General features: G+C 37.3%; 21 protein-coding genes. 4 read left to right on the top strand and 17 right to left on the bottom strand.

Annotated features, from left to right (window positions below):
• The first annotated feature begins 206 nt into the window (after positions 1-206).
• Positions 207-1,196 (top strand): hypothetical protein, encoded by a 990-nt coding sequence (locus ABT310_RS12530; protein ID WP_375324226.1) that lies wholly within the window; start codon positions 207-209, stop codon positions 1,194-1,196.
• A 43-nt stretch (positions 1,197-1,239) separates the two neighbouring features.
• On the opposite strand, the gene ABT310_RS12525 is transcribed toward ABT310_RS12530, so the two are convergent.
• The 5 genes from ABT310_RS12525 to ABT310_RS12505 form a co-directional block, all read right to left on the bottom strand.
• Positions 1,240-1,875 (bottom strand): hypothetical protein, encoded by a 636-nt coding sequence (locus ABT310_RS12525; RefSeq protein ID WP_375324225.1) that lies wholly within the window; start codon positions 1,873-1,875, stop codon positions 1,240-1,242.
• Between the two features lie 403 nt (positions 1,876-2,278).
• Complete coding sequence (locus ABT310_RS12520; protein ID WP_375324224.1) at positions 2,279-2,782, bottom strand: hypothetical protein; 504 nt, start codon at positions 2,780-2,782, stop codon at positions 2,279-2,281.
• A complete protein-coding gene (locus tag ABT310_RS12515) occupies positions 2,779-3,192 on the bottom strand; it encodes a thiol-disulfide oxidoreductase DCC family protein (protein ID WP_375324223.1) in 414 nt (137 codons plus the stop codon). Before ABT310_RS12515 ends, ABT310_RS12520 begins: the two co-directional genes overlap by 4 nt.
• A 227-nt stretch (positions 3,193-3,419) precedes the next feature.
• On the bottom strand, positions 3,420-4,556 hold the full coding sequence (locus ABT310_RS12510) for a glycosyltransferase (RefSeq protein WP_375324222.1): 1,137 nt from the start codon (positions 4,554-4,556) through the stop codon (positions 3,420-3,422).
• Between the two features lie 78 nt (positions 4,557-4,634).
• Positions 4,635-5,507, bottom strand: coding sequence for a glycosyltransferase family 2 protein (locus ABT310_RS12505; protein ID WP_375324221.1), 873 nt, complete (start codon positions 5,505-5,507; stop codon positions 4,635-4,637).
• Positions 5,508-6,073: 566 nt separating this feature from the next.
• On the opposite strand from ABT310_RS12505, the gene ABT310_RS12500 reads away from it, so the two are divergent.
• Positions 6,074-7,891: a hypothetical protein gene (locus tag ABT310_RS12500; RefSeq protein ID WP_375324220.1), complete on the top strand. Its 1,818-nt coding sequence runs from the start codon at positions 6,074-6,076 to the stop codon at positions 7,889-7,891.
• Positions 7,892-8,097: 206 nt separating this feature from the next.
• Positions 8,098-9,273 (top strand): hypothetical protein, encoded by a 1,176-nt coding sequence (locus ABT310_RS12495; RefSeq protein ID WP_375324219.1) that lies wholly within the window; start codon positions 8,098-8,100, stop codon positions 9,271-9,273.
• Positions 9,274-9,466: 193 nt separating this feature from the next.
• Here ABT310_RS12495 and ABT310_RS12490 read toward each other — a convergent pair whose 3' ends face one another.
• The 12 genes from ABT310_RS12490 to ABT310_RS12435 form a co-directional block, all read right to left on the bottom strand.
• Positions 9,467-10,489, bottom strand: coding sequence for an acyltransferase family protein (locus ABT310_RS12490; protein WP_375324218.1), 1,023 nt, complete (start codon positions 10,487-10,489; stop codon positions 9,467-9,469).
• 83 nt (positions 10,490-10,572) lie between these two features.
• Positions 10,573-11,538: a glycosyltransferase family 4 protein gene (locus ABT310_RS12485; RefSeq protein WP_375324217.1), complete on the bottom strand. Its 966-nt coding sequence runs from the start codon at positions 11,536-11,538 to the stop codon at positions 10,573-10,575.
• A gap of 21 nt (positions 11,539-11,559) precedes the next feature.
• Positions 11,560-12,318 carry a glycosyltransferase family 2 protein gene (locus ABT310_RS12480; protein ID WP_375324216.1) on the bottom strand — a complete coding sequence of 253 codons (759 nt, stop codon included), beginning with the start codon at positions 12,316-12,318 and terminating at the stop codon, positions 11,560-11,562.
• Positions 12,319-12,478: 160 nt separating this feature from the next.
• A complete protein-coding gene (locus ABT310_RS12475; RefSeq protein ID WP_375324215.1) occupies positions 12,479-13,645 on the bottom strand; it encodes an OmpA family protein in 1,167 nt (388 codons plus the stop codon).
• 105 nt (positions 13,646-13,750) lie between these two features.
• Positions 13,751-14,209 (bottom strand): hypothetical protein, encoded by a 459-nt coding sequence (locus tag ABT310_RS12470; RefSeq protein ID WP_375324214.1) that lies wholly within the window; start codon positions 14,207-14,209, stop codon positions 13,751-13,753.
• A 1-nt stretch (position 14,210) separates the two neighbouring features.
• The gene (bshA, locus tag ABT310_RS12465) at positions 14,211-15,353 is read right to left on the bottom strand and encodes an N-acetyl-alpha-D-glucosaminyl L-malate synthase BshA (RefSeq protein WP_375324213.1); all 1,143 of its coding nucleotides are present in this window, start codon (positions 15,351-15,353) and stop codon (positions 14,211-14,213) included.
• A gap of 28 nt (positions 15,354-15,381) precedes the next feature.
• Positions 15,382-18,294 carry a glycoside hydrolase family 3 N-terminal domain-containing protein gene (locus ABT310_RS12460; protein ID WP_375324212.1) on the bottom strand — a complete coding sequence of 971 codons (2,913 nt, stop codon included), beginning with the start codon at positions 18,292-18,294 and terminating at the stop codon, positions 15,382-15,384.
• Between the two features lie 92 nt (positions 18,295-18,386).
• Positions 18,387-18,869 carry an ABC transporter ATPase gene (locus tag ABT310_RS12455; protein WP_375324211.1) on the bottom strand — a complete coding sequence of 161 codons (483 nt, stop codon included), beginning with the start codon at positions 18,867-18,869 and terminating at the stop codon, positions 18,387-18,389.
• Position 18,870: 1 nt separating this feature from the next.
• A complete protein-coding gene (locus tag ABT310_RS12450; protein ID WP_375324210.1) occupies positions 18,871-19,656 on the bottom strand; it encodes a (Fe-S)-binding protein in 786 nt (261 codons plus the stop codon).
• Between the two features lie 10 nt (positions 19,657-19,666).
• A complete protein-coding gene (locus tag ABT310_RS12445) occupies positions 19,667-20,995 on the bottom strand; it encodes a 4Fe-4S dicluster domain-containing protein (protein ID WP_375324209.1) in 1,329 nt (442 codons plus the stop codon).
• On the bottom strand, positions 20,996-21,997 hold the full coding sequence (locus ABT310_RS12440; protein ID WP_375324208.1) for an MlaD family protein: 1,002 nt from the start codon (positions 21,995-21,997) through the stop codon (positions 20,996-20,998).
• A gap of 55 nt (positions 21,998-22,052) precedes the next feature.
• Complete coding sequence (locus tag ABT310_RS12435) at positions 22,053-23,282, bottom strand: N-acetylmuramoyl-L-alanine amidase (protein WP_375324207.1); 1,230 nt, start codon at positions 23,280-23,282, stop codon at positions 22,053-22,055.
• Between the two features lie 128 nt (positions 23,283-23,410).
• Between ABT310_RS12435 and ABT310_RS12430 the strand changes: the two genes are divergently transcribed.
• Complete coding sequence (locus tag ABT310_RS12430) at positions 23,411-26,104, top strand: putative LPS assembly protein LptD (protein WP_375324206.1); 2,694 nt, start codon at positions 23,411-23,413, stop codon at positions 26,102-26,104.
• Positions 26,105-26,110 lie beyond the last annotated feature (6 nt).

Raw genomic sequence — 26,110 nt, 5'->3', positions numbered from 1 at the left:
TAACCGGATATATTAAGAAAGTCAACCCCTTGGTTGTCTTTTTTCTATTCTTACTCCTACTTAAGGCTTATAATGCAGAACACATTTATGCATACGGTCTTTTACTTTTTGGAATGTTGTTTAGAGGTAAGGAACTTATATACAGTATCGATAGAGATTTTTTCTTTTTATTGCTTTTTAGCATTACCTATACAGCTTTTAATGCTTTGGGTGAAAACAAAGGAGTTCAATATCTTTTTTTACAGGCTGTTTTTCCAGGATTTTCCTATTTAATTGGTAAGTCACTGGTCTTTAAAAAACTTGAAAACAAGGATATTGTATATCTGTTTATTGTAATTGGTATTGCCTACTCACTGACTTCTTTTATGTCGGTATTCAAAGAACTCATCAAAAATGGGTTCGGTTCATCTGATAGGGCCATTCCTGATTTTTGGACCGGGCAAACTCAACTTGCCACACTAATGGCTGCTTCCTTGCATTACAATATGCTTATACCAGGAATATTGGTGGCCAATTATAAATACATGAAAAAAATAATTATAGTAATATTGATTGTTATTTACATTATGTCACTTTTATGTATGTTTCGATTGGGGAGTCGAACAGGAATCGTGATTACCGCTTTAACATTCATTTTTGCAATCCTCTCGCTTTACTTGCAACAAAATATTAAACAAAATTTAAGGTTGACATTTATGCTGGTACTTGTTACTGTAGTAACAATTAACTGGTTTCCGTTAAACCTGGAAGCTGAATATCTATCCGTATTGGGCCAGCGGCTTCAAGACCCTAATGCGTCAAGTTCATCAAGTGCAGGTGGAAGAACAGAACGTTGGGAGGAAGCAATTGCCAATATTGGCAAATATCCTTTGGGATGGAATGGAAGGTACGCCCATAATTTATGGCTTGATGCAGCTAAAGTGTCAGGCGTAATACCCGTAATTTTCTTGATTATATTTAATGTTATGAACCTTTTTAATCTAAGAAAAGCATTTTCTTTATCGGGAGACAACAAAGGATTGAATACCGTTTTTGTACTTTTTACTGCTGCAACCTTTCTTTTCTTCTTTGTTGAACCAGTTTTAGAAGGAGCATTCTTTTCCTTTACAACCTTTTGTTTGTTTCAGGGCATGATCAAAAAACACCTTGAAATCAATTCAACACCGAACTCACTATCAGGCGTTCAAGCTATTTAATATTATTACTTTAATTCCTAAGAGATGGTGCTTGGCCAAAGCATTAAGCATTATTTAAACTTCTGATTTTATGGACACTTTTTTTGAACATACCAGTAACAGTTTCCCATGCAGATTGCCAGTCCATTAAACAAAGGCAAATAACCTTATAATTCAAAAATCCCAATCCCATCACAAACCCAATGGAGCTATGCATTCCAATTGCAGAAATAAGATAAAGGTTTCTAAGCCTTGGATTAATAAAAACAATAAAACCACCCAATTCCAAGATTATCGTAAGCACCGATAGTCCACTCATAACTATCTTATTGGATCCCAACCAGGTATTAATGGCCCTGATTTTAGGGTTGCTCCTATAGTTACCATAAGTGTGGGAATATAAATTATATTTCCCTTTCCATTCAAAGTCCTTGTCGGTGGCACTTCTACCAATCAACAACTGTTTTTTTCCTTCCGGATAATCTCCGGTGTGATCTTGAATATAAAAACTCAAAGTAGAGCCATCCAACCAATTGAAACCTCCATATCTTAACTTGGATAGGCCAGCAGTAAAATAGGTCAATACCAAAACAAGCAGTAACAAATTGGTCCCTAACTTAATAATTTCTTTAGAGGGTTCTTTTAATTTCGCACCACTTTTAAAAAATGAAAATAGTAACCGATCAACTGAAAACGACATGCTGCCAGGTAAAAAAGCCAACATGAGTAAAACTTGGCTTGATAAGGACAACCTATGATCAAAAGTTCCAACGCCTTCTATCATTCCAACTATTATAAAACCTGAAAATGCAAGCAAAAAAAGGCTGAGTCTTCCAAATAAACCTATTATGGCTAAAATGGTACCCACCACTATTAAATAGAAATAGAATTGGAAATTGTTTTCATTAACCAAAAATTCAATTGGTAATAACCCATTTATCCAAGTAAGCGATAAGGAGTATGGCTCATTATTGTCTACTGTCATTAAAGAATTCAAATGCCCCAATAAAACTTTGGCATAGAAGTACGGCAAAATAATCCTGATCATACTTAACGGATTATTCAAAAATTTTCTGCCGATATTTAATAGATAATCTTTCAAATTATTCATCGATTACAAAATATGCCCCTTTATCAAAATCATAGATTCCAAATGTTTCAAAATCAGACAAATTATTCCTAAACTTATCTACTTTGGCAATTTTTACTTCTATTTTCTGAAAATGTAAATTATGCTTGTCCTGCAGAAAACGGTTATAATTTTCAAAAAAAGCCTTTAATCTCTTATTAAACTTGTCTTCGTCCTCAAAAATGCGATCAGCAAACGGGGTTAAATATTCTGATGAACCATAAGCCTTTCCATAGAAATGGCGTACAAAAGTATATTCTGATTTTCCGTAGTAGTCCACCAATTCGATAATGGTGTCTTTGTTATGACCTTCAAATTTTAATAAGTATAAATTGGAATCATCATTTACATAATGTCCAAACATAGGGGCCGAGGTAAATGGAAAACTCTCTATGCCCAAAACCACCACAAATATGTTCGGAAGTAAGAAGAGTACTCCTAAAAACAGGACGTAATTTTTTTTAGAAATTATCTTCATTTTACAGAATCTAAAAATCTACCCGATATACTTTTCGATGGTAGCCAACAACTTTCCTTTTTGCCCAAAAGTCGATACCTGTTGCGTGCTATAATGTCATATGCAACATCGGTTACTTTTACAGGTAAAATCGAAAAAACGCCTATAAATGGCCACGGATTTTTTAAATGTTTAATAATCTCAAAAAACGCTCGACTTTTTATAAATGCTTTTTTATTGGCAATAAATACAATTGAATCTGTAGCGGAAGAATCCACGCCATAATCATTCAATAATTTTTGACCCTCCGATGATTGTAAAGAAGCAAAGGTGATTAAACTATCTTTTTCCCTTTTTATTACAAACTGTACAAATCCACTGCACAAGTTGCAAACACCATCGAACAGAACTATATTTTCTTGAGTAACCAATCTATTTCCTTTTATTTTGATAAAATAAAATCAATTGAAGTTTCATTTATAAAAAATTCTTTCAATTGTAATAAAACTAGGCTGAAGTGAATTTATTTAACCCTGCCCCTGTTCTTGTTTTGAATGTATTACCTGAACCTAATTTTTTAAGCTTGTAACATGGTAAAGCTTAATTTAAGAGAACTTCCAAATGTCAAGTCTAATTTTAGACTTCCTTCAAAATAACACTATCCTAATGTATAGTTCGTCATTAGCCTTCGATAGATGTCGTAGGTTTGCCCACCTATTTTTTCCCAACTATAGGCCTGTTTTATAGATTTCCATGTGTGCTCAGAAGGGTAATTACTTTTATTGTCCAATGCTAAAAGGATGCTATCCCTTAAACCAATATGGTTTGTTTCTTCCATGATGTAGCCAATATTTCCATATTTAAATGGGTCAGTTAACCCGCCCTCATCGGAGACAATAACTCTTTTTTCTAAATTTAGTGCTGTTAATAGCACCCCACTTTGTGAAATTTTTCGATATGGCAATAAGAGATAGTCTGATAAATTAAGTATGGCAAAAAACTCTTCGTCAGACAATGAATAGTTTAAAATTGTTGTATTGGATAGCCCTTCGATTTCATTTAATCTATTTTCCTCTCCTTTTCCAGCAACGAAAAGATGGATAGAATCATCAGCAGCAAAAAAAGACTTCCAAGCATCTATAACAAGGTCAATACCTTTGTAAGCAGATACCAAACCAACAAGAGAGAAAACTGTTTTGTCCTTCAAAGCCAATGAATCAATAAATTTTTGTTTGATACTATCCATTCTATCGGCATTATATGAATCATTATAATCAAACAGTCCATGATTCACGGTCGCCATTTTATCCTCATGAACAGAAAAATCAAGCTTTAACTCTTCTTTCGTATTATCGGAATGAACAATTATAAGGTCGACAACGGAATAAATTTTTTTGAACCATTCAAAATATTTTGCCCCTGAATCATGTGGTAATGTATTATGAGCCGTAAAAACAACTTTGCATTTGAAAATTTTGATGATCTTAATGAGCAGATAATCCAACCTGTATACTTTGAACCATTGGAAGTGAACTATTTTAGGTCGTTTTAATATAATATTGATCAATAGCGTTATGTGGGAAAAAGTATAACTTATCCCTTTTTTCCATTGAGCACCCTCGCCATAATTATATATTGGAAAAAAATTATTTAGTTCAGAATAATAGGGGTTCTTTTTATGACCAAAATAATAAATGTTGGCATTAGGAATGTTATCTATTAGACTTTTGTCATATTTTGCTATTGTACCATAGCTCATCGGATTAACAAAAAAAACTAAATGCTTAATTTTCATTTTTAAGGCGTAATTAATTCGATAGATGTGATTAAGATAAATTCCGTGGAAACAAAATACTTGGTCTTTTAAAGAGCATTATTTTCTCTTAAGAATGAATTTATAGGATGATGGAAAAAAGACTTTGAACCATCCAACAATGAAAAAAAAGGGGTATCGGTAAGGAAAGAATTTTTTCATATACATCAATCGAGATTTAAAATCTATCCCCAATGGACTATACAGGTAACTGATTCTTTCTCTCAGACTTTTCTTTTCAAAATCGTAATAAAGAGATTTATGATCAAATTTACAAAACCCTGCATATTCGGGTAACACCAAAACGGGCACCTTCTTTTTTACGCATTTAAGGGTATAGTCATAGTCTGCAACACCATGTAGGTAGCCATTAGAAAGAATGCCAACCGTATCTACAGCCTCCTTGGATGCAAATAAAATATTGGCATTCCCCAGATGACATTCTTGATATTCACCGTTAGGTATTAATTGCTGAACCCTATACCAAAACCAATTCTTGAATATTGAACCACCGTATGTATGTTTATTGGTGTCCTTATCATATGTGGAACCAACATAAACACCTCCCCTTTTATATTTTTCCAAACAATATTCATGTGCCTCAATTATTTGATGAAAGAGATTATCAAATACATAGGTATCATCATTTAACAATAGGTAACCATCATAGTCTTTTTTCAACGCTGCTTGCCAAGAGTTGATCATCCCATTTGCCCAAAACAAACTTCCATTGCCTTTCAATAATGTAACATCGGGATACTCCTTTTTTACGGCATCATATGTGCCATCAGAAGAACTGTCGTCTGTTAGATATACATCTATTTTTAAAGACTTTGAAAATGGCTCAGATGCTAAATTAAGATGGTTAAGACATTCTAGTGTTTTATTTTTTCTATTAAAACAAGTTAATAAAACAGCAATGTTATTTAACATAACAATTTTTATTTAATCAAGATTGATGAGCTTTATAATCAATTATAAGGCTCTGAGATTCATTCATACCAACAAAATATAATGAATTGTCGAACTTATATTTTAAAGTATGTAAAACAGGAACGCAGTTTAGTGTAAATTCTTATATGGCCGTATATATAATGCATAAAATTTTATGTGTCAATTATTTTTAATCTTCATTGCGTAATAATTTGGATACGTTAAAATCACCATCCAAAAGCCAAAAAAACAACAATTATCTTAAACCGACTGGCATTAAATGTCACTTATTACATATTAAAATTAATGGTAATGAACTAATATTTATGATTAACAGAAAACAATCCTTTGACTTGAAAGTCCCTTAGTATTCCCAATTAAATCTTAACAAAAGTGGTATTTGGTCGAATACTTAAAAAATATAGAATTAAAGAAATCCAAACCGGTGAATTAGGACGTAATGTAACTGAAAAATAAAATTTAATGCATTTCATCGATTATTTATGCCATTAAACCTGTTTTTTGTTTTATAAGTCTATTTTTATCAGTGAATTAAGCCCCAGTACATGACGAAACCCCAATTCCTACCACCAAAGACCTACGTTTTCCTGTTTTATTTTTTAGTTGCTGCCTTTATCTCTGGTTGTGCAAAGGATCAAGATTTGTTCTATGCAGAAGTAGCTGAGGATATTTTAGAAAACAATGAGGATATTTCCATTGAGGATCCAACAGATAATTCTGATGTAACTCAAGAGGATGAAAAAGATGTTGTAATTGAACCTGTTAACGATGCATTCATTCAGGACTCCAAAGGGTATAATGAATCAATAAATAGGGTTGAAAGCGATATAAGAACCGCTTACATGATGTTCAATCTAAAAGAACTGCAAACAGGGATATCCACCGTGGATTTAAATATTACCATTGTAGAAGATGCCGGAGATGGATTGATCGAGGTGTATAAAGGCAGTCATAACAATTGGAATGAAGAAGAATTAACGGAAAGCAATGCTCCCAAAGCAGTTAACCTACTAGGAAAATCTCAGGGCACCTATCAAGCACAAGACAATGTTATAATTCCGTTGGAAAGTGGAGATTTTAACGAGGAAACTATTTCACTTGTGATTATACAAACTAATGGAAATGATATTGCATTTGCTTCCAAAGAGATTGAAGATCCAACCATGAAGCCTAATCTAATTATCAATTCTACACAAAGTGGAGACTTAGGTGACACAACAGGCAGCGAAACCAATACGGGGGGCACACCTAAATTTGATTATAACACTACCGACGATTGTGATTTTGGTGGTGACTGCATGTATGTTGATGCATCGTGTATGGATAGTTCATATCCCAGCATTTATGAATTTGTAACCGCTGGAGTGCAAGGTGGTATCCCTTCTAATCTAGAAGTGAAATCAACTATTACACCTAGAGACAACATACAAACTGCCATAGATCAAGTGTATAGTCAGGGAGGCGGAACTATCATACTTACACCTGGCACTTATAGTGTCACCTCAACCATTAATATGCGTTCTAATGTGGTTTTAAGGGGTACAAGTGAAGATGAAGTCATTATAGAATCTCATTTAAGAGCCCCATCAGGTTGGAACAATAAGAAAAACACCTTCCTTTTTGAAGACACCAGTTATTCAGGTCTTGAACATTTAACTATACTCTTTAAAGTAGATGGACTTGAACCTCGAGATCGCCCAAGCTTAGTTGATGGAGGTTGGTGCAGTGATTGTTATACCAATGATCCTGATGGATATGACGACTTGCACGTAAGACAGGTTTATTTTAGCGGTTCCAGTACAAATAATTGGATCAGCCATAGTAGAATACTGAAATCTGGCAATGACCCAATTAGTGTATCTGGTGACCATAATACTATACGAAATACAATAATTGACCAAGCCTACAATAAAGGAGGCGGCGGAAATGGATATGTATTGATAACTGGTGACCATAATCTTTTTGTGAACAATACAGTTAAAAGAATAAGACACATAAGCATAGAAAGGGGTGCAGAATATAATGTAATCTTTAAAAATTATATTGAAGTCGACATCAATTTCCACGATGGAGATGATGGCAATAACTTAATCGAACAGAATGAAATTAATATTCCATCTTGGCATTCGTGGCCAGTAATTGAAACAGGAAGAGCCACATACGGGCATGCATCACCAGGAGCAGAAAATATCATCGTAAACAATATTGCAGATGATTTAAGATTAAATCAGTTGAATACCGGTGAATTATATTCAAAATCCAATACCATTTTTACCTTGGAGGGCTTCAATCCAGATGGAGTAGTTGAAACAAATTGGTCCATGCCCACCTGCAATACCTTTTATCCAGTACAAGGCAACTAAATAAGAGATTTGATAAGCATTAAAGGCCCAATTCAATATTGAATTGGGCCTTTTGATTTTAGTCATTTCTCATTATTTAATTGTATCCAAATTTTAAATATTCTTGTACTTTATACTTAATAAGGATTGTGAGCGTTTTGATTTTAGCTTTCGAACCCTAGTTTTGAAAAATTATAATTCAGAAATTAATCAACCTTCATCAGTTCATGGAAAAAATTTTAATCTTTAGCCAAGGGGCTTACCAAAAATATGGTCACTCATTTGACTATTGTAAAGGGCTATCCACTGCTTTTGATAAAATGGGTTTTGAAGTACATATTTTTGGTGTTGATGGTCCATTAAAATTTCCGGATAATGTTGTTGAAGTCAAGATTAACCTAGACTCCAACCTACAAAAAAAACAAACTGTTCTACAAAAAATAAATTGGGGCTTTTCAAGAATAAAAAACTACCAAAACGTTCTGAATAGTTTCTCCAACTATTATGATTCGTTTCATGAAAAACCTATGGTGTTATTTGAAACTTTTGAATATTTCAGTCTTGCAAACAATATTAAAAAGTATAAGGGTAATTGTCTGTGTATTTTCCATGACACCAATTTCAACTTTAAACAAACTTCCTTAATTGCAGGGATTTATAAGTATTTGGCAAGGTATCCAAGTAAAGTTATTGTTAAAAACGCAAATTGCTCATTTGTACATGGAAATCAGATGAAATTAAATTTCATCAATCAAATTGGTGAAAAACATGCCCATAAAATTGAGAACATTCCTTATGGCGCCCCGGTTCCAATTCAAATATCCGAAACTGAAAGGAAAAATGCATTGCTCAAATTGAACCTAGATACAACAAAGCATTATATGCTTTCCTTTGGTACCTTAAGGTCAGATAAAGAGTTTCAGCCTATTATTGAAGCTCTTCTTAAAAACGATAATTGGGAATGGATTATAGCTGGACCTGAGGGAGATATTTCTTATAAATACATTTTGGATTTAGCTACCAAACAGAATGTTTCGTCAAAAATAAAAACCTTCCAAAGATTTATCTTAAATGAGGAACAACGCGATTTTTTTGCTGTTGCCGATGTTGTTGTCAACTTATACAAACCATTTATTAGACATGAAAGTGGGACTGCCCAGCTAGCAAGAACGTATATTAAACCGGTGATTGTATCTGGTCCTCCAGATCTTACCGAATATGTAACTTTAGAGAAAATTGGTTGGGTAAGCACAGAACATCTTTCTGTTTCAAAAATTCTCCGTGACTTTGAAGACCAATCTGTAAGTGAAAAGAATGAAATTAAGGAAAATATAAAAGAGTTAGCGCTAAAAAATGCATGGCCAACAGTAACTCAAAAAATTTTAAATTCTTTTAAGATGTAGATAGGTATTTTTTAATAGAAATACTACTAGCCAATAACTATCGCCTTTCTAGATTCATGTTTCAAGTCTTATTTTTTCTTTTGAAGAACCTTAATCTTTGTTAGAGCATAAGGATAGTATTTGACAAAACTTCTCTATCACTGTTTATATCTAATATTGAGTGTCAATTCAATTGTCAGAATATTGCTAAGTATTAATAACCAATAAGTATTCGAGAGTTTTTTCCAAAAATGAGCTTTGTACCTCTAATCAAAAACATACAAAGCAAAATAAGTAAGACTGTGAATATCAAACTAACAGGAATCCACCATATATGGTCCATTTTGTCTAGAAAACGGAAAAAATAAGGCTGTAAAAAAATCTTTATTGGTCCATGAATAAAATATAGAGCAAAACTATATTCAGCTATTTTTCCCATTAAAGGAAACCTATTTGTTTCTATATTTCTAAAACCATGCAGTACCAAAAAAGTGAAACATATTCTTTTCAAATAGAACAAGCCCTCAATATAATTGGGGTATGGATCATCAAAATTATGTCCATATAAAAAATATCCCAATACTAAGGTAATTATTACAACCAATACTATTATGTACTTGAGGTACTTGGTAATGTACAATTCCAAAATGGGCCAATAATGATTGGATACCATACCCAAAATATAGACCGGAAAAAAATATAAATATTGTCCCAATGTTATATCAGTGGCCGTTCTAGTTCCAAATAATGGAACAAGGCATAGAGTCAACCCAAAGATTGTCAAAATTCTCAAAGGAATTTTTAGAAGAAATGGTGTCAATAAAAATATTGGTATTATAAAGGGGATATACCACAAATGAAAATTAACCTTCCCATAAATTAAAGCCCACATACTATTTGATAGGAAAGCTCTATCGATTATTTGTTTTTCACTTCCTAAAACAGCATATAGAACAATTAATGCGATGGATATTATTAAATAGGGTAAGAGTACATTTCTGAATTTGGCGAGATAAAATCGTTTCCATGTTAATTTTTCCTTCAAATGCATAACCAAAAAACCAGATATAAAAAGGAAATATAGAGTGCTTGAATGGAATATCAATTCTTTAAAGACCATTTGAAATCTTACCAAGCTTGAACCATTATTTGGCAACACCCACAAATGAAGAACTACAATGTTCAGAATTGCAAATGCCCTAAAGTAATGAAAAGACCATAAAAATTTAGAAGCCATAATTTATGTGGAATAAATTGTGTTTGATTAAACTAAAAAAATATCAGGCTTAAACATTAAAGAAAACTGTTGTCCTCCATCCATTATAAACGCTCCATTTTTTGTTTTTTTATTACATAGGTTTTACATGATATATATATGGCAATATTTAAAAACAAAAGCACTAGATAGAAATACCAAGTGAAATTTGCCTTTGTAAGATATAAGAACAATAAACTTATTATTGCTTGCCACAAAACATAGATATAGGATACCTGAAGATGGGATAGGGTTGTGTTATCAACCAATGCTTGATACAAATGTTTTCTATGAGGAGCAAAAATATTCTCTCTCTTTACCAGTCTTTCAACAATGGTTATTCCTCCATCCAAAACATATAATAGAATCAAAAACACATAAAAAATATTATTGCTGCTATAAATTAAGTTTCCAATGCAAAAAACAATCAACAAGCCCAAACTTATACTACCTATATCACCAGCAAAACATATTGCCTTCTTCCGAAAATTAAAAAACCCAAAAACCAACAAAGCTAGCATGGAATAAATTAATAAATCAGACTGTATAAATTCAAAAACAAAATAGTTACAATAAAATAATGCCAAGATTACAGTGATGCTATATAGACCTGTAATCCCATTTATACCATCCATGAAATTATATATATTTAAAAATCCGATAGAAAAAAATATGGAAAGTGCCATGACCAGGATTGATAATTGAAAGTCCGAAATTTCAAATAGCACCAGTAGTACTGCCAATAATTGAATAGCAAGCCTAATCGGACTGCCTATGGTGTATAGGTCATCAACAAAACTAATTACGGAGACAAGTAAAATTCCAACGAAGAAATACGGATATTCAAATCCATTCAGAACAAAAAAAAGCAAAATGGCAAGAAAAAAAACGATGCCCCCACCTCTTATGGTTGGCTGAATATGAGAGCTTCTCTCATTTGGTTTATCAATAATATTGTATTTAGTCGCCAACTTTAAATAACCCTTTAAAGCTATAAATAACAATAGTAAAATTATTGGGTATTGGGCCATAAAACCTTTTATATTAATTGACTATATTTTTTTAGCAAAGGCATTCCAAGCATAATTTGCAAAGTAATAGGCAGACCTAAACAAACCTAACTTCTCTAGTTTGTAATAAATATGCCACACTCGCATTGCTCCTTTAATTTTATTGGAGGAAATGGAGTTCTTCCTAACTCGGTATGAAGCATAGACCTTATCCATTCCATAAGCCTTGTAACCGCGTTTTAATAATGTGATCCATAGATAAAGATCTTGTCTAGTTCTAATATTTATGAATTTGAAGTCTTTTTTTACAATACGGGTATCTATCATTGAGGTAGACATTCCGATAATGGTGTTTTTTAAGACACCTGTATAATCAATTGATTTAACAGAATTTATTATTTTACCAAGTGCTTCCCCATTTTCATCCATTAGATCATACGATGTAAAAGAAATAGGATAATTGTTTTTCACCATAAATTCTCGTTGATCTTGCAATTTTGTCGGATACCATGAATCATCACTATCCAAAAAGGCAATGAATCTTCCGCTAGCCTTTTCCAAACCCTTGTTTCGACTTACAGCCGCACCTCCATTTTTAGAAAGACTAACACAAATAACCCTAGGGTCCTTTTCCGCAAATTCGGCAACGATTTCCACGGTGTTATCCTCCGAACAATCATCTACAACTATGAGCTGCCAATCCTTATAGGTTTGGTCAATTACAGATTGGATGGTATTTGCGATAAACTTTTCCGAATTATATGCAGGGATAATAACAGATATCAATGAGTCTTTTTCCACAATTATACATTTTATTGGATTTCAATAAACGGCTAAGTTTTTTAATTTTAAAAAAACGCCATATAAATCTTACACAGTATCAAATGTTCTTCATACTTTATGATTAAAAATAAGAAAGCCATAGCGGTAACTATGGCTTTCTTAATATAAATGTTATGAATTAGTATTTAATAATAATAAACTCCGACCTTCTGTTCTTTGAATGTTGCTCTTCTGTACAACGAACCCCATCCGAACATTCATTCACCAACTGGGTCTCCCCAAAGGCTTTTACACTAATCCTGTCGGCAGTAATTCCTTTAGAAACAACATATTCCACAGTTCTTTCTCCCCTTCGTTCAGATAGCCATTGATTGTATTTTTCGGTGCCTCTGGAATCGGTATGGGCGGTTACTTGAATAATTAAGTCTTGCTCATCATTCATAATGGTAACTAACTTATCCAAAAGTTCTTTATCCTGAGAGGTCAAATAAGAAGAATTTAATTTGAAGTAAACATTGCCCAACTCATTTATTCTTGTTTTAATAGCTGCTCTTCTAGCCTCCTCGGCTTCTTTTTTAGCTTTTTCGGCTGCAGCCAATGCAGCTGCTTCTTGTTCTCGTTTAAGTTGTTCCGCCAATCTTTGGGCTTCCTTGGCTTCAGCAATGGAATCGTTGATTCTTTGCTGTTCTTTTTCCATTTCCTCTATCAGGGCCAATTTCTCCATTCCTTTTCTGGACAAACCTTTTTCAACATCAAATCTGTAGGCAACACCAACGGCATGTTGAATATGGTTTGTAGCTTCTCCGGTATCCATGGCCCATTTTCCCGTTGAGCTAAAATCTAAACCCCAATGGTCCGAAAACCATGTTCTAAAACCAATTAGAGCATTGTAAGTCCCTCCTCCATGATTATTGGCATCGGTGTATCCAGCTCCAATCCCAACATAGGGGTCGAAAAATCCTGTTTCTCCCAAAATTTTATTAAGATCATAACTTACTCTGAAATCCAAGCCAAAGTAATCTACATCTTCTTGCATGATGGTTCCATCCACAGTTTTCCCCTCTTGGTACTGGTTATAACTTCCAATAGCCTCAAGACCAATACCATTTTTAAAATACCTGCCAAAACTTAGTCGCGATGGATAGGGAGCAATGTTCCAAGCATTTTTAATGTCAAAAAGCTTGTTGAACTCATGTCCAGAATCATCTACAGCATTGGTTCCAAGGGTAACAAGCCAGTAGCTTTGAACAATACTGTCTTTTTTGGTCATCTCAAGGTCTTGGGCAAAGGTTAGCGCCATAGAACACAACGCTATAACCAACATAATGGGTTTTGAAGTTTTCATTTTATTGATTTGAGGTTTATCAACAACAAAATTACTTCTAAGGGAAAGAATGCTAAAGTTTGCCCTATTAAAAGTAGTTTTTATCGATGAGAGGTAAGTTAGCTTTTATAGTTTCTTTTGAAAGGAAACGGTCTTATCGACCAATGGTGCCTTATATAGGTAAAATGGATAATACATAGGTTGAATCGTGACTTCTCCCTTGGCTTTTTCGTCTAGAACCTTTACTTCCATAACCATCTCTTCATCTGATTCCGTGACTTTTGAGACAGCTACTTTTTTTTTGGAACGTTGTTCGCCCAGACACACTAGGATTAACATCTCTTTGTTAAAGTCAATCATGGGAACGGGCAGGCCCGGTTTACGTGTTTTGTTGACCTGTGAATAGAATTTTTGCAATGATTTTTGGTCGCGGATCACCTGTGTTTGATATTCACTTACATTGCTGTAATTATCATGGGCCAATAAAACCAAATTGTCAATTTTAGGATCAGTTTCAGTTTTAGGCTCTTTTTGTGCTTTGCATGAAAACACTAAAACCAGAAGAAAAAAACCTAAAAACCGCATTTTAAAAAGTGTTTTTAAAGCGTGACCTGTATGCTTTCTCATAAATTTCCTCGTACAACGGAAGAATATTTACAATATCAAATTTGGTGGCAATATTATAGGCGTTCTCTTTAAATTTCTCCAGAACGTCATCATCTTTTAAAATTTCGATAGCTTTTGAGGCCATGGTATCCACATCCCCCACATCTGCCATATACCCAGAAACACCGTCAATGTTCACTTCGGGAATACCTCCTGTGTTGCTCGAAATTACCGCTACTTTATTCACCATCGCTTCCAAAGCAGCCAATCCAAAACTCTCCGTTTCTGAGGGTAGTAAGAACATATCAGAAAAACATAGAATTCTATCAATTTCGTTACTGTTACCCAAAAACAGGACCTTATTTTTCAATCCAAGGGAATCGCATAAATCTTCGGCTTTTTCCTTTTCTGGCCCCTCACCCACCATTATAAGTTTAGCTGGGATTTCCTTTTGGATTTTGTAAAATATCTTCACCACATCGGGAATCCTTTTTACCTTTCTGAAATTACTGATATGGGTAATGATACGTTCATTATCATTGGCCATCAACGACCGTTGACAATCGGTATAGCTTGGGCTGTATTTCTTGGTCTCTATAAAGTTGGGGATCACTTCAATTTCCCGTTCAATATCAAAAAGGTCCAAGGTACTTTCTTTCAAGGCCTGCGATACCGAGGTTACCACATCAGATTTGTTGATACTGAATGTTACCGCCGGTTTGTAAAACGGGTGTTTACCTACTAAAGTAATGTCAGTTCCGTGAAGCGTTGTTATCATTGGAATAAAAATTCCCGATTCCTGCAACATCTTCTTTGCCATGTACCCCGCATAGGCATGGGGAATGGCATAATGAACATGCAAAAGCTCAATTTTATGCTCCCGTATGGTATCTACCAGCTTACTGGACAACGCCAATTCATAAGGTTGGTAATGAAACAAGGGATATTCTGGAACGTGCACTTCATGAAAATGAATATTGTTACCCAACAATTCCAATCGAACTGGTTGGCGATAGGTAACAAAATGAACTTCGTGTCCACGTTCTGCAAGGGCAATGCCCAATTCCGTAGCTACAACTCCACTACCGCCAAAGGTAGGGTAACAAACTATTGCAATTTTCATAAAGCAAATCTAAGGCATTATTTTCTGCCTAATTTATAATAGAATCATAAATCGCCTGCTGGATACGTGTTCGCAAACCGGACTTTATCAGCAAATTATTTGTGGCAGAAGGATAGGTCCTATTGGATAAAAACACATACACAATCTCTGTATCCGGGTCGGCCCAAGTGTAGGTACCTGTAAATCCACTATGCCCAAAACTCTTTCGGGAAACACAGCCACAGGTAGGACCCGTTTCTTCCAGTTGTGGTTTGTCAAATCCTACTCCCCTACGTACATTTTTATTACAGAAGTAGCAGGTGTTGAATCTTTTAATGGTTCTTTCTTCCAAATAACGTTCTCCCCCATAATAGCCATTTTGTAAATACATCTGCATAATTTTGGCCACTTCGTTAGCTGTACTAAAAAGTCCCGCATGACCTCCTACCCCACCTTGCATGGCCGCGCCCATATCATGCACATAGCCCTGCACCGTTTGATATCTAAAATAGTCGTCCTCCTCTGTGGGAACTATCATTTCTTTGGGAAATTTTTTCAACGGATTAAAGGTGGTTCGTTGAAGCCCCATGGGTTTGTAAAAATTTTCATCCACTAACTCATCGATGGGCCGTTGATACGTTTTTTCAATATATTCCTTAAAAACATAATACCCCACATCGCTGTATCGGTATCGGTTTGACTTTAAACTTTGCCTTCCAATCCGATTGTAAATAGAATCCTTATAATCACGGGTCAAATACAATTGTTCTGCCACTTTATACGGAAAAGCTTCTGAAGGGTTATTCCTGTAAAACTCCGGAGAAGGTTTTCTATCCTTGGTCAAGGTGTCAATGTAAAACGCAATCCAAGAGGGCAAACGTCCATAATGTGACAATGCTTTCAGAACGGTCACATCCTTTAAATCCGTTTCTTCATATGCTGGAATAAGGTCCTTGAACGTGTCGTTCAAGGCAATCTTTCCCTCCTCTTCCATTTTCATGATCATGGGCAAGGTGGAAAGTATTTTTGTTAAGGAGGCCAAATCATAAATGGACTCATCGTTTATGGATTCATCCGATTCGTAGGTGGGTTTACCAAAGTTCTTATTGTAGATAACCTTGCCTCTTCGTGCAATCAACACTTGTGCACCAGGATACATGAGTGAATCCAGTCCATGCTGCACCAAGGTATCCACCTCGGCAAGCATTCCAGAATCCATCCCTACCCTTTCCGGGATGCTATACCCCAATCGCTGAATGGGTTCAAGGTCCAATCCCGTTCCAACAGGAAATTCGGGATGCGCTGAAACTGGCAATTTACCCGTGGCCCCAATCGCCCCAAAAATCACTTCTGCAGCTTTACCCTGTGCTATTTTACTATTTTGATATGCTACAACCACGCCGTCCATGGTATCAAAATTGACCATGTCCAAAAGAGCATACGGCTTGGCAAAAACGGTTAGAATGGTATTGCTGGTTCGCAATCGGGATATTTCCTCCATCCAAAAAAGTTCCTGTTTGGAGAATTTAAAGCCTTTCCATGGACTGTCATTATTTTTATGAAACCCAATGATCACCAAATTATAGTCGGCCAAAACTTGTCGGTATTCGACAATATCCTTGGCTTTAATATGTGTTACCGTATTGAATTTGTTCAATGCATTATAAAAATCCGTCCCCGAGTCATCACCAAATTCCACGTAGGCAATTTTCTTGTTTTCCAATTTCCTTATCGGCATTAATGAAAAATTGTTTTTGGCTACGGTAATGGCCCCCTCAATGGCCTGCTCATAAATCACATCGTTTTTGATGCTGTTTAAATCCTCATATAGGTTTTCCAATTTCACAGGTTGATAATTGTACAATCCCACCTTGTATTTGGCCATTAGAATTTTCTTCACGGAATACGAAAGCCGTTCTTCGGTAATTCTTCCTTCATTAAAGGCCTCCATCATTTTTTCCTTGGCTTTAATCACATCCAAGGGCATTAAAAGCATATCGTTTCCGGCCAAAAAGGCCTGCAACTCCACTTCACCTTCGGGAGCAAATTCAGAAACAGCCTTCATATTTAAGGCATCGGTGATCACCAATCCTTCGAATCCCATTTCAGACTGAAGCAAATTGGTAATGATATTTTTGGATAGACTTGACGGGTGCCCTTCTCTCGATTCCAACTCGGGCACCGATAAATGGGCCACCATCACAGAGCTCAATCCTTGTTTTATGGCTTTTTGAAAGGGATAGAGTTCCACCGAGTCCAATTCTTCCCGAAATCCTTCAATTACGGGTAGCGATTTATGTGAGTCGGTCGCGGTATCTCCATGACCCGGGAAGTGCTTACCACTGGAAAGCACCCCTGCCTTTTCCATTCCCTGAAGAAATGCAATACCCTTCTGGGCTACATTTATAGGGTCCTCTCCGAAAGAACGGTTTCCAATAATCGGGTTTCTAGGATTGTTGTTGACATCTAAATCTGGCGCAAAATTGATATGGACTCCTAATCGTTTAGCGTGCTTCCCTATTTGATAACCGACTTTTTCTATTAAAGCACTATCCTGAATGGCCCCAAGGGTCATGTTCCACGGAAAAGCATAGGTAGAATCCAATCGCATGGCCATTCCCCATTCCCCATCAATTCCTATCATCAAAGGGGTTTTGGATGCTGCCTGATATTCATTCGTCAATTGAACCTGACGCACAGGACCTCCTGTTGAAAATATTACCCCCCCAATATGTTGCTCCCTTATTAAATCCTTCACCTTATCCGTCGCTGACTTCTCCTGACTGGAAGCAACCATGACCATGAACAATTGCCCTATCCGCTCCTCTAGTGACATATTATCGTACTGAGTGTCCACCCATGCCCTTTGAGCCACAGAATCATTGACAATCAACGGGTTTTGTTGACCAAAGCTTAAAAAACTGAATAGGATGAAAAAGGGAAAGTAGAGGTGTTTCTGCATAAATATCTTGCCTAAGACATGAACTTTATACGCATAAAAATATTGCATTTCAACGAGGAATGCATAGTTTTTTAAGTTAAATAAACATGCGGCTACACAAATCGGGAGTGCCAACTTTCGCCTGCAGGGACTTCCCAGCTTTCCAGATACTCTTGTTTGGTAGCCACCAAATTATTGAAAACAATGGTATTTGCTGATACCGCTTTGTCCTTGCCCATTTTCTTAAAATCTATAAGGGATTTATAGGCGATATACTCTCCTTGTTTATAGGAAACATTCATGCGGTCCAATAACTCAACCCCAAAATGTTGTTCCAAACTTTGTATAAAATGAACAGAGGCATCAATCGAGCAACCTGATGCACTGGCGTTGGTCTGATCCAGCCCAATAACAATAAATCTTTTATACCTGATTTCGAATCCCGCATTCAAATCGCTGCCATGGGCAGTCCATTGCTTTAAAAATTCGGCTACACTTTGTTCTATCTCCACTAGTTCGGCATCGGTAAAACTGCGGTTGGATTGGTAAATCCATATTCTTGAATGACCTGGAAGGTCTTTAAAATCTACTAACATACTAAATAGAGTTTGCTAAAAGCTCGGCAACATCCATCACCGAAACACTTTCTTCTTTTTCATGCGCTTTGATACCATCCGTCATCATGGTATTGCAATAGGGACACCCTGTTGCTATGATATTTGGCTGGGTCTCCAAAGCATCTTTCGTTCGTAACACATTAATGTCCATATCCCCTTTTTCGGGCTCCTTGAACATTTGGGCACCGCCAGCTCCACAGCACAAGGCTGTTTTCTTATGGCGTTTCATTTCCACCAATTCAGCGTTGATCTTTGACAACACTTCTCTAGGCGCTTCAAAAACGGAATTGGCCCTACCTAAATAACACGGATCATGAAAAGTGATTCGCTTTCCCTTGTATTCCTTGCCCTCGATGGTCAATCGACCGCTATCCAACAATTCTTTAAGATATTGGGTATGGTGAAGCACTTCGTAATTCCCTCCCAACTCAGGGTATTCATTTTTTAGGGTATTGAAAGAATGTGGATCGCAGGTCACAATGCGTTTTATTTCGTAGCCGTTCAATAATTCAATGTTCATCATGGCCTGCATTTGAAACAAAAACTCGTTACCTGCCCTTTTGGCCACATCGCCCGTTGAGCTTTCTTCAGGGCCCAAAACCGCAAAATCCACATTGGCTTTGTTCAACAATTTAACAAACGCCCTGGAAATCTTTTTGGCACGATCATCATAACTACCAGCAGAGCCCACCCAGAACAATATTTCTGGCTGTTTGCCTTCGGCCATAAATTCCTCCATGGTCTTTACTATCAATTGCTCACTCATAGTTGTAGAATTATTCGTTTACCCAATTTAAACGGTCCATTTGGTTGTAAGGCCACGGGGCTCCGTTGTTTTCTATATTGGACATCATATTGTTCAATTCGGTTGGTGCTGCGGATTGCTCCATCACCAGGTACCTGCGCATTTCCACAATGATGGACAATGGGTCTATGCTTACGGGACAAGCTTGCACACAGGCATTACAGGTAGTACAGGCCCAGAGTTCTTCCCTACTGATGTAATCGTCTAATAATTGTTTGCCATCGGGAACAAATTCTCCTTTATTGGCATCTATATTTTTACCCACTTCCTCCAAACGGTCACGGGTATCCATCATAATTTTACGTGGAGAAAGCTTTTTCCCTGTCTGATTTGCAGGACATTCCGAGGTGCATCTACCACATTCGGTACAGGTATAGGCATTGAGCAATTGCACCCAATTTAAATCCATGACATCCGACGCACCAAATTTCTCTGGCTCTCCTTCCGAAGCATCTTCCGCAGGTGCTGCAAAAGGGTCCGCATTTGGGTCCATCATCAACTTCACCTCCTTGGTCACTGATGCCAGATTGTTGAATTGCCCTTGGGGTTTCAATTTGCCATAATAGGTATTTGGAAAGGCCAGGAGGATATGCAAATGCTTGGAGTAATAGAGATAATTCAAAAAGGCCAAAATCCCCAAAATGTGCAACCACCATGCGGTACGTTCCACCATAATCAATGACGATTCCGAAAATCCTTCCAACAGCGGCACCATAAATTGACTTACAGGAAAGGCTCCTGCTCGCACGTAATGTTCAGCACCTAATTGTTGCAATTGAAAATCGGCTGCATTCATGGTCAAAAACAAGGTCATCAATACCAATTCGATGTACAGGATCAAATTTCCATCTTGCTTGGGCCATCCTTTCATCTCTGGTTTAATGAACCTCTGTAAGCGAATAATGTTTCTTCTTATCCAAAAAACCACTACGGCCACGATCACCAATAGTGCCAATATTTCAAATGACCCTATTAAAAAGTCATATAAACCACCCAAAGAAGCAAACAACCTGTGGGTGCCCAAAAGTCCATCCAAGATGATTTCCAATACCTCTAAATTGATGATGACAAAACCAACATACACCAAAATATGCATGATGCCAGCTACAGGGCGAACGACCATTTTGGTCTGCCCCAAAGCAATTTTAGCCATGTTTTTCCACCGTTGTGACTTGTTGTCGGAAACATCAACATCCTTTCCCAATTTAATGTTTCGTGATAGCTTTTTCACGTTGCGGGTGAAGAAACCTATGCCCAGAACAAGGGCTATCGCAAATATTATATTGGGTATAAATTCCATCTATTGATTTTCTTTTTGTTCGGTAGGGTTTTCCTGTTGTTCAGGATTGTTTTCAGCAGGGTCGTTTTCGGGTACCGTGTACTCTTTTTGTTTTTTGCCAAACACCGATACGTTCACGTATCGTTTTGGGTTCAACCTAAAGTCTTGCAACAACAAGTCCAACTCGTGTGATGCCTCGGCCAAATTGTTGTACAGGGCATCATCTTTATGTAATTTACCCAAGGAACCCTCTCCTTTTTCTATCGCCTCAAGAATCCCATTTAAACGGTTAACCGTGGTTTGAAAATTGGCCAGTGTACCGGACAGGTCCGCATTTGCCAAGGAATCCGAAAGTCTTGAAAAGTTGGAAGTAATCGTATTCACGTTTTTCAATGAACTATCCAATTGCACCTTATTGTTTTCCAATAGAGCACCGATGTTGTCAGCGCTTACTTTAAAGGATTTCACCACTTGGTTTAAGGAAACAATGGTCTCTTTCAATTGTTTTTTGGTCGGCTCATCCAAAATTTGGTTCACATTCATCAAAAGGGTATCCGCATGTGAAACCGCTCCTTCCACCTTCATTTGAAGGGGCGTAAGCTTTTGTTGTACCAATTCGGTAATCCCGGGTTTTATTTTGGATGGAAGGGTATCTCCTGATTGGGCCAAAGGTGCCTCATCAAAAGTGGGAACAATTTGAATGCTCTTTCCGCCTATGATTCCTGTATCAAAAAGTTCAGCAACACTGTTGCTGGAAAATTCAAACTCATTGCTCACGGTAAAGGTGACCAACAATTTCCCTGAACTATCCTTAAAGCTGATGTTCATTACATTCCCTACATTATATCCATTTATGGATACTTGGGTGCCGGGCTGTAGACCTCCTACATTGTCATAGACAGCGTAAAACGTTTTGTTGTTTTCAAAAAGCGGAGTGGATTTTAAGTAGCTCAAACCAAAGATTAAGGCAGCAATACCTGCGACTACGATAATCCCGGTTTTAATTTCCCTGGATAGTTTCAAAAGATTCGGTTTACGGTTTAAACAAAATTAGGAATATTTTCAACACCACACCCTACTACTTTAAGGCATCCTTTATAGAAACCCTTTCCCCATTTTTGTACGCAACGATATAGGAGGTAGTATAACCTGCAGCATCAGCCTGTTTTTTTAACACTTTGGCCTCGGCATAGGTACCTGCATTACCATACATATAACGGTACATATTTTTATAGGGTTCTTTGGACAACACATCCAAACCTTTAAAGTTCTCCCCTCTTAATGGAATGGTTTTTACAGTGGCCATAAGTTGCACTTTGAACACAACCCCAGTATCCTTTGGTGCTGGTTTGGTTGGCTCTTCAGCCTTTGGTTCTTCCTTAACTGGAGTGGTTTCTGGAGTTTGCACTTCTTTCGATGTAGCTTCTGGGATGTTTACGGCCACTTCGGTATCCTCAATTTTGGCGACTTCTTTCTCCTCTGGTTTTGGTACTTCTGGTTTCGGCTGTGCAGCTACCGGAGTCGAGACAAATCCCATTTCCTCTTTGTACGCGATAACAGCTTTTGCAATTGCGCTTCCCATCTCATTCTGACCTTTTTTTGAGTTCAGATAGCTTCCCTCGTTTTTATTGGTCAAGAAACCAGCTTCTATCAAAACACTGGGCATAAAGGTTTGATGGAGAACAATGAAACCAGCTTGCTTAACTTTTCTATCTTTTCTTTTGAGTCCGGATGTGAAGTTATCTTGAAGTTTCTTCCCCAATTGGATACTTTGATCCAAAAATTCTTCTTGCATTATGGTCAACCCGATGACCGATTCTGGAGAATTAATATCGTATTTGGCGTAGCGCTGTTCATAATCGTCCTCCAAATAGATAACGGAGTTCTCTTTTTTGGCCACTTCAAAGTTTTGACGGTTGGCGTGCAATCCCAGCACATAAGTTTCTGTTCCATACGCATCAGAATTATGGGCGTTACAATGCACGGAAACGAACAAATCGGCATCGGCTTCGTTGGCAATATCCCCTCGAACGAATAAATCCACAAAGGTGTCATCGTCCCGGGTGTACACCACCTCAATGTCGGGATGTTTTTTTAATTCTTCCCCAATTTTGAGCACAATGGCCAAGGCAATTTCCTTTTCCAAATACCCATTTCCAATGTTACCAGGGTCATGACCGCCGTGTCCGGCATCCAAAACCACCACAAATTTGTCTTTTGGAGGCTCCTGTTTTAATGGGCCACCGTAAGAGGTCATCATAAAAAGAGTGAGGTTGAGGACTACTAATACTAACGGACTTTTGATCATATGAATTAATTAAATATTATGTTCCACTAAGGTTAAAATAATCGTAACCGACTAATAAGAACAAAAAAATATATGTAAGTTTGGCCTCAAAAACTGGGCCGACTAGCACAAAAATAGGATTTATCACGTTGCAAGCAAACAAACATCTTTTACTTTTCCTATTTGTTCTTCTTTGTGGCATAGCAACCTTAAGTGCTCAGGAAGATCCAATTACACCTTTACCTATCAAGGCAGTGGGCGACACTATCATCGCCCCCATCATGCCAGCGAATATTTTAAACAAACAGGTGGTAACCGATACCGTTGAAACGGATAGCGTACCTAAAAATCAAGCCATGTTGTTGGATAAAATCCAATATAAGGCAAAGGAATACGTGAAACTCAGTCAAAAAGACAATAAAATTTATCTGTATGACGAGGCTGAAATCTATTACCAAGATACGGAGTTAAAGGCAGGGGTGATTATCTTGGATTATGTTAAAAATGAGGTGTACGCTGGCCGTTTAAAAGACTCCTTGGGCAATTATTCACAATTGCCATTTTTTAAGCAGGGTGAAAACGAAGTCCGTCCAGACTCCATCCGATTTAATTTTGATACCCAAAAGGCACTTATTTGGAATTCGAGAACGGAACAACAAGCTGGTTTGGGACAATTGGGGAGTGATGCCATGAAAGTATATGCCAATATTACCAAAAAGGAAAATGACTCCGTTTATTTTCTGTATGAAGGAAAATTGACCACTTCCAAAGACACCGTAGACCCTGATTATTACATCCGTGTTCGTAAAGCGAAGTTTGTCCCAAAAAAGAAAATTATTGCCGGGTACAGCAATATGTACATCATGGATGTACCCACGCCAATAGCGCTCCCCTTTGCCTACTTTCCGTTAACCACCGGAAGAGTGGCAGGTATATTGTTCCCTACTTTTGGTAACGACCCACGTAGGGGATATTTTATTCAAAATGGGGGCTATTATTTGCCGATCAGTGAATACGTGGATGTTAGTGTTACAGGAGATTATTATACCAACGGGAGTTATGGTTTTCAAGGACGGTCGGTGTATTCCAAGCGCTATAAGTTCCAAGGGAACATAAATTTCAGTTACGAGAATTTGGTCACCAGTCAAAAAGGATTTGATGATTATTCCAGAACCAGCAACTATAACATTCGAATTTCGCATTCGCAGGATGCAAAGGCCAGCCCGAACTCAAGATTCTCGGCATCGGTAAACTTGGGTAGTAGCCAATATTATACCAACTCCCTCAACCAGGTAAACCGAAACAATTCACAAACAAACACTTTTGCATCATCCATAAGTTATTCCAAGACTTTTCCGGAATACCCTTCTGTAAATACGAGTTTGACCGTTAGCCATACCCAGAACTCGAGGACACAGACCATCAATATGTCCCTGCCCACCTTTCAGGCGAGTATGGAGCGTATTTACCCTTTTGTGAAACGCGATGAGATAAAAAAGGGCATTATAGACAACATCAACTTCCAATACGATGTGAACGCACAAAATAGCATTACCACTACGGAAGAAGAGTTTTTTAAAAGTGGGATGTTCGATGATGCCCGAATCGGTGCCAGGCACCGTTTACCCATTGCCACCAATTTTAAAATGGCAAAATACTTAAGTGTGAGCTTAAGTGGTAGCTATGAGGATATTTGGACCTTGGAGACCGTACGTAGACAGTATGATGCCGATTTGGATGATGTGGTCACGGACACCATTGCTGGTTTCGACCGTTTTAACCGTTACAATATGGGGGCTAGCATTGGAACCACGATGTATGGTACCTTTAATTTTGGTGAGGATAAAAAAATCCAAGCTTTACGACACGTAATGCGTCCTTCTATCAGCTATGGTTACACCCCTTCCTTCGAACAGTTTTACGATAGTTATATTGATGCTGAAGGTGAGGAAATACAGTACACCCCCTACGAAACAAGTATTTATGGCAGGCCGTCCTTAAATAAAGGAAGTTCCTTGAGTTTTTCACTTCAGAATACATTGGAGGCAAAGGTCAGGGATAAAGATTCAACCGCTACAGAGCCGAAAAAGATAAGCATTTTGAGCAACCTTACCTTTTCTGCCAGTTATAACCTAGAAGCTGATTCCCTAAAGTTGAGCCCCATAAATATGAGCGGTGCCACACAGATCATTAAAAATGTACCCATCAACTTCTCTGCAACTTTTGACCCCTACGCAGTGGATAATAACGGCAGAAGAGTCAACACCCTAAACGTGAATAACGGAGGGGGGCTTGCCCGATTGACCGCAGCTCGTGTAAACACCAGTTTTAGCTTGAACAGTGAAATGTTCCAAAAAGGAGGGGCAAAGAAAAAGGACGGCAACAAGGATAACGAACAAAATACCGACTACGGCGCCAACGTGTTTGCGATGGACGATATTCGTGATCCAATAAGGGGCCAAAGCCAAAGTGGTCGTGGAAGGGACGATGAAGAGGAACGGGAAGACCCCATTTACAAAACCTCTTTACCTTGGGATGCCCGTTTTACCTACGTTGCCACCTACAACAATACCAATCGCCAGCAAGAGATTACCAATCACTCTTTGATGTTCTCCGGAAACATCCAATTATCCCCTAAATGGGAAGTTGGTTTTAACTCGGGCTACGATTTGAAGAACAAAGGATTTGCCGACACCCGTTTTGCCTTTAAACGTGATTTGGGAAGCTTTAGATTAAGTTTTGACTGGACGCCTTTCGGCCGATATGAGCGCTGGTATTTCTTTATCGGAATCAAGAGCTCCATACTTAGTGATATTAAGTGGGAAAACAGAAGTCAGCGATAAGGCATA

The organism is Flagellimonas cixiensis, assembly GCF_042134615.1.
Lineage (GTDB): Bacteria > Bacteroidota > Bacteroidia > Flavobacteriales > Flavobacteriaceae > Flagellimonas > Flagellimonas cixiensis.
This window is presented reverse-complemented; position numbering and strand designations above follow the sequence as displayed.

Coding starts and splice junctions, on each gene's coding strand:
- ABT310_RS12490 (WP_375324218.1), bottom strand. CDS start 10,489: ATGGCTTCTAAATTTTTATGGTCTTTTCATTACTTTAGGGCATTTGCA.
- ABT310_RS12445 (WP_375324209.1), bottom strand. CDS start 20,995: ATGGAATTTATACCCAATATAATATTTGCGATAGCCCTTGTTCTGGGC.
- ABT310_RS12495 (WP_375324219.1), top strand. CDS start 8,098: ATGGAAAAAATTTTAATCTTTAGCCAAGGGGCTTACCAAAAATATGGT.
- ABT310_RS12500 (WP_375324220.1), top strand. CDS start 6,074: ATGACGAAACCCCAATTCCTACCACCAAAGACCTACGTTTTCCTGTTT.
- ABT310_RS12470 (WP_375324214.1), bottom strand. CDS start 14,209: ATGCGGTTTTTAGGTTTTTTTCTTCTGGTTTTAGTGTTTTCATGCAAA.
- ABT310_RS12435 (WP_375324207.1), bottom strand. CDS start 23,282: ATGATCAAAAGTCCGTTAGTATTAGTAGTCCTCAACCTCACTCTTTTT.
- ABT310_RS12505 (WP_375324221.1), bottom strand. CDS start 5,507: ATGTTAAATAACATTGCTGTTTTATTAACTTGTTTTAATAGAAAAAAT.
- ABT310_RS12485 (WP_375324217.1), bottom strand. CDS start 11,538: ATGGCCCAATACCCAATAATTTTACTATTGTTATTTATAGCTTTAAAG.
- ABT310_RS12450 (WP_375324210.1), bottom strand. CDS start 19,656: ATGAGTGAGCAATTGATAGTAAAGACCATGGAGGAATTTATGGCCGAA.
- ABT310_RS12525 (WP_375324225.1), bottom strand. CDS start 1,875: ATGTCGTTTTCAGTTGATCGGTTACTATTTTCATTTTTTAAAAGTGGT.
- ABT310_RS12510 (WP_375324222.1), bottom strand. CDS start 4,556: ATGAAAATTAAGCATTTAGTTTTTTTTGTTAATCCGATGAGCTATGGT.
- ABT310_RS12455 (WP_375324211.1), bottom strand. CDS start 18,869: ATGTTAGTAGATTTTAAAGACCTTCCAGGTCATTCAAGAATATGGATT.
- bshA (WP_375324213.1), bottom strand. CDS start 15,353: ATGAAAATTGCAATAGTTTGTTACCCTACCTTTGGCGGTAGTGGAGTT.
- ABT310_RS12520 (WP_375324224.1), bottom strand. CDS start 2,782: ATGAAGATAATTTCTAAAAAAAATTACGTCCTGTTTTTAGGAGTACTC.
- ABT310_RS12475 (WP_375324215.1), bottom strand. CDS start 13,645: ATGAAAACTTCAAAACCCATTATGTTGGTTATAGCGTTGTGTTCTATG.
- ABT310_RS12460 (WP_375324212.1), bottom strand. CDS start 18,294: ATGCAGAAACACCTCTACTTTCCCTTTTTCATCCTATTCAGTTTTTTA.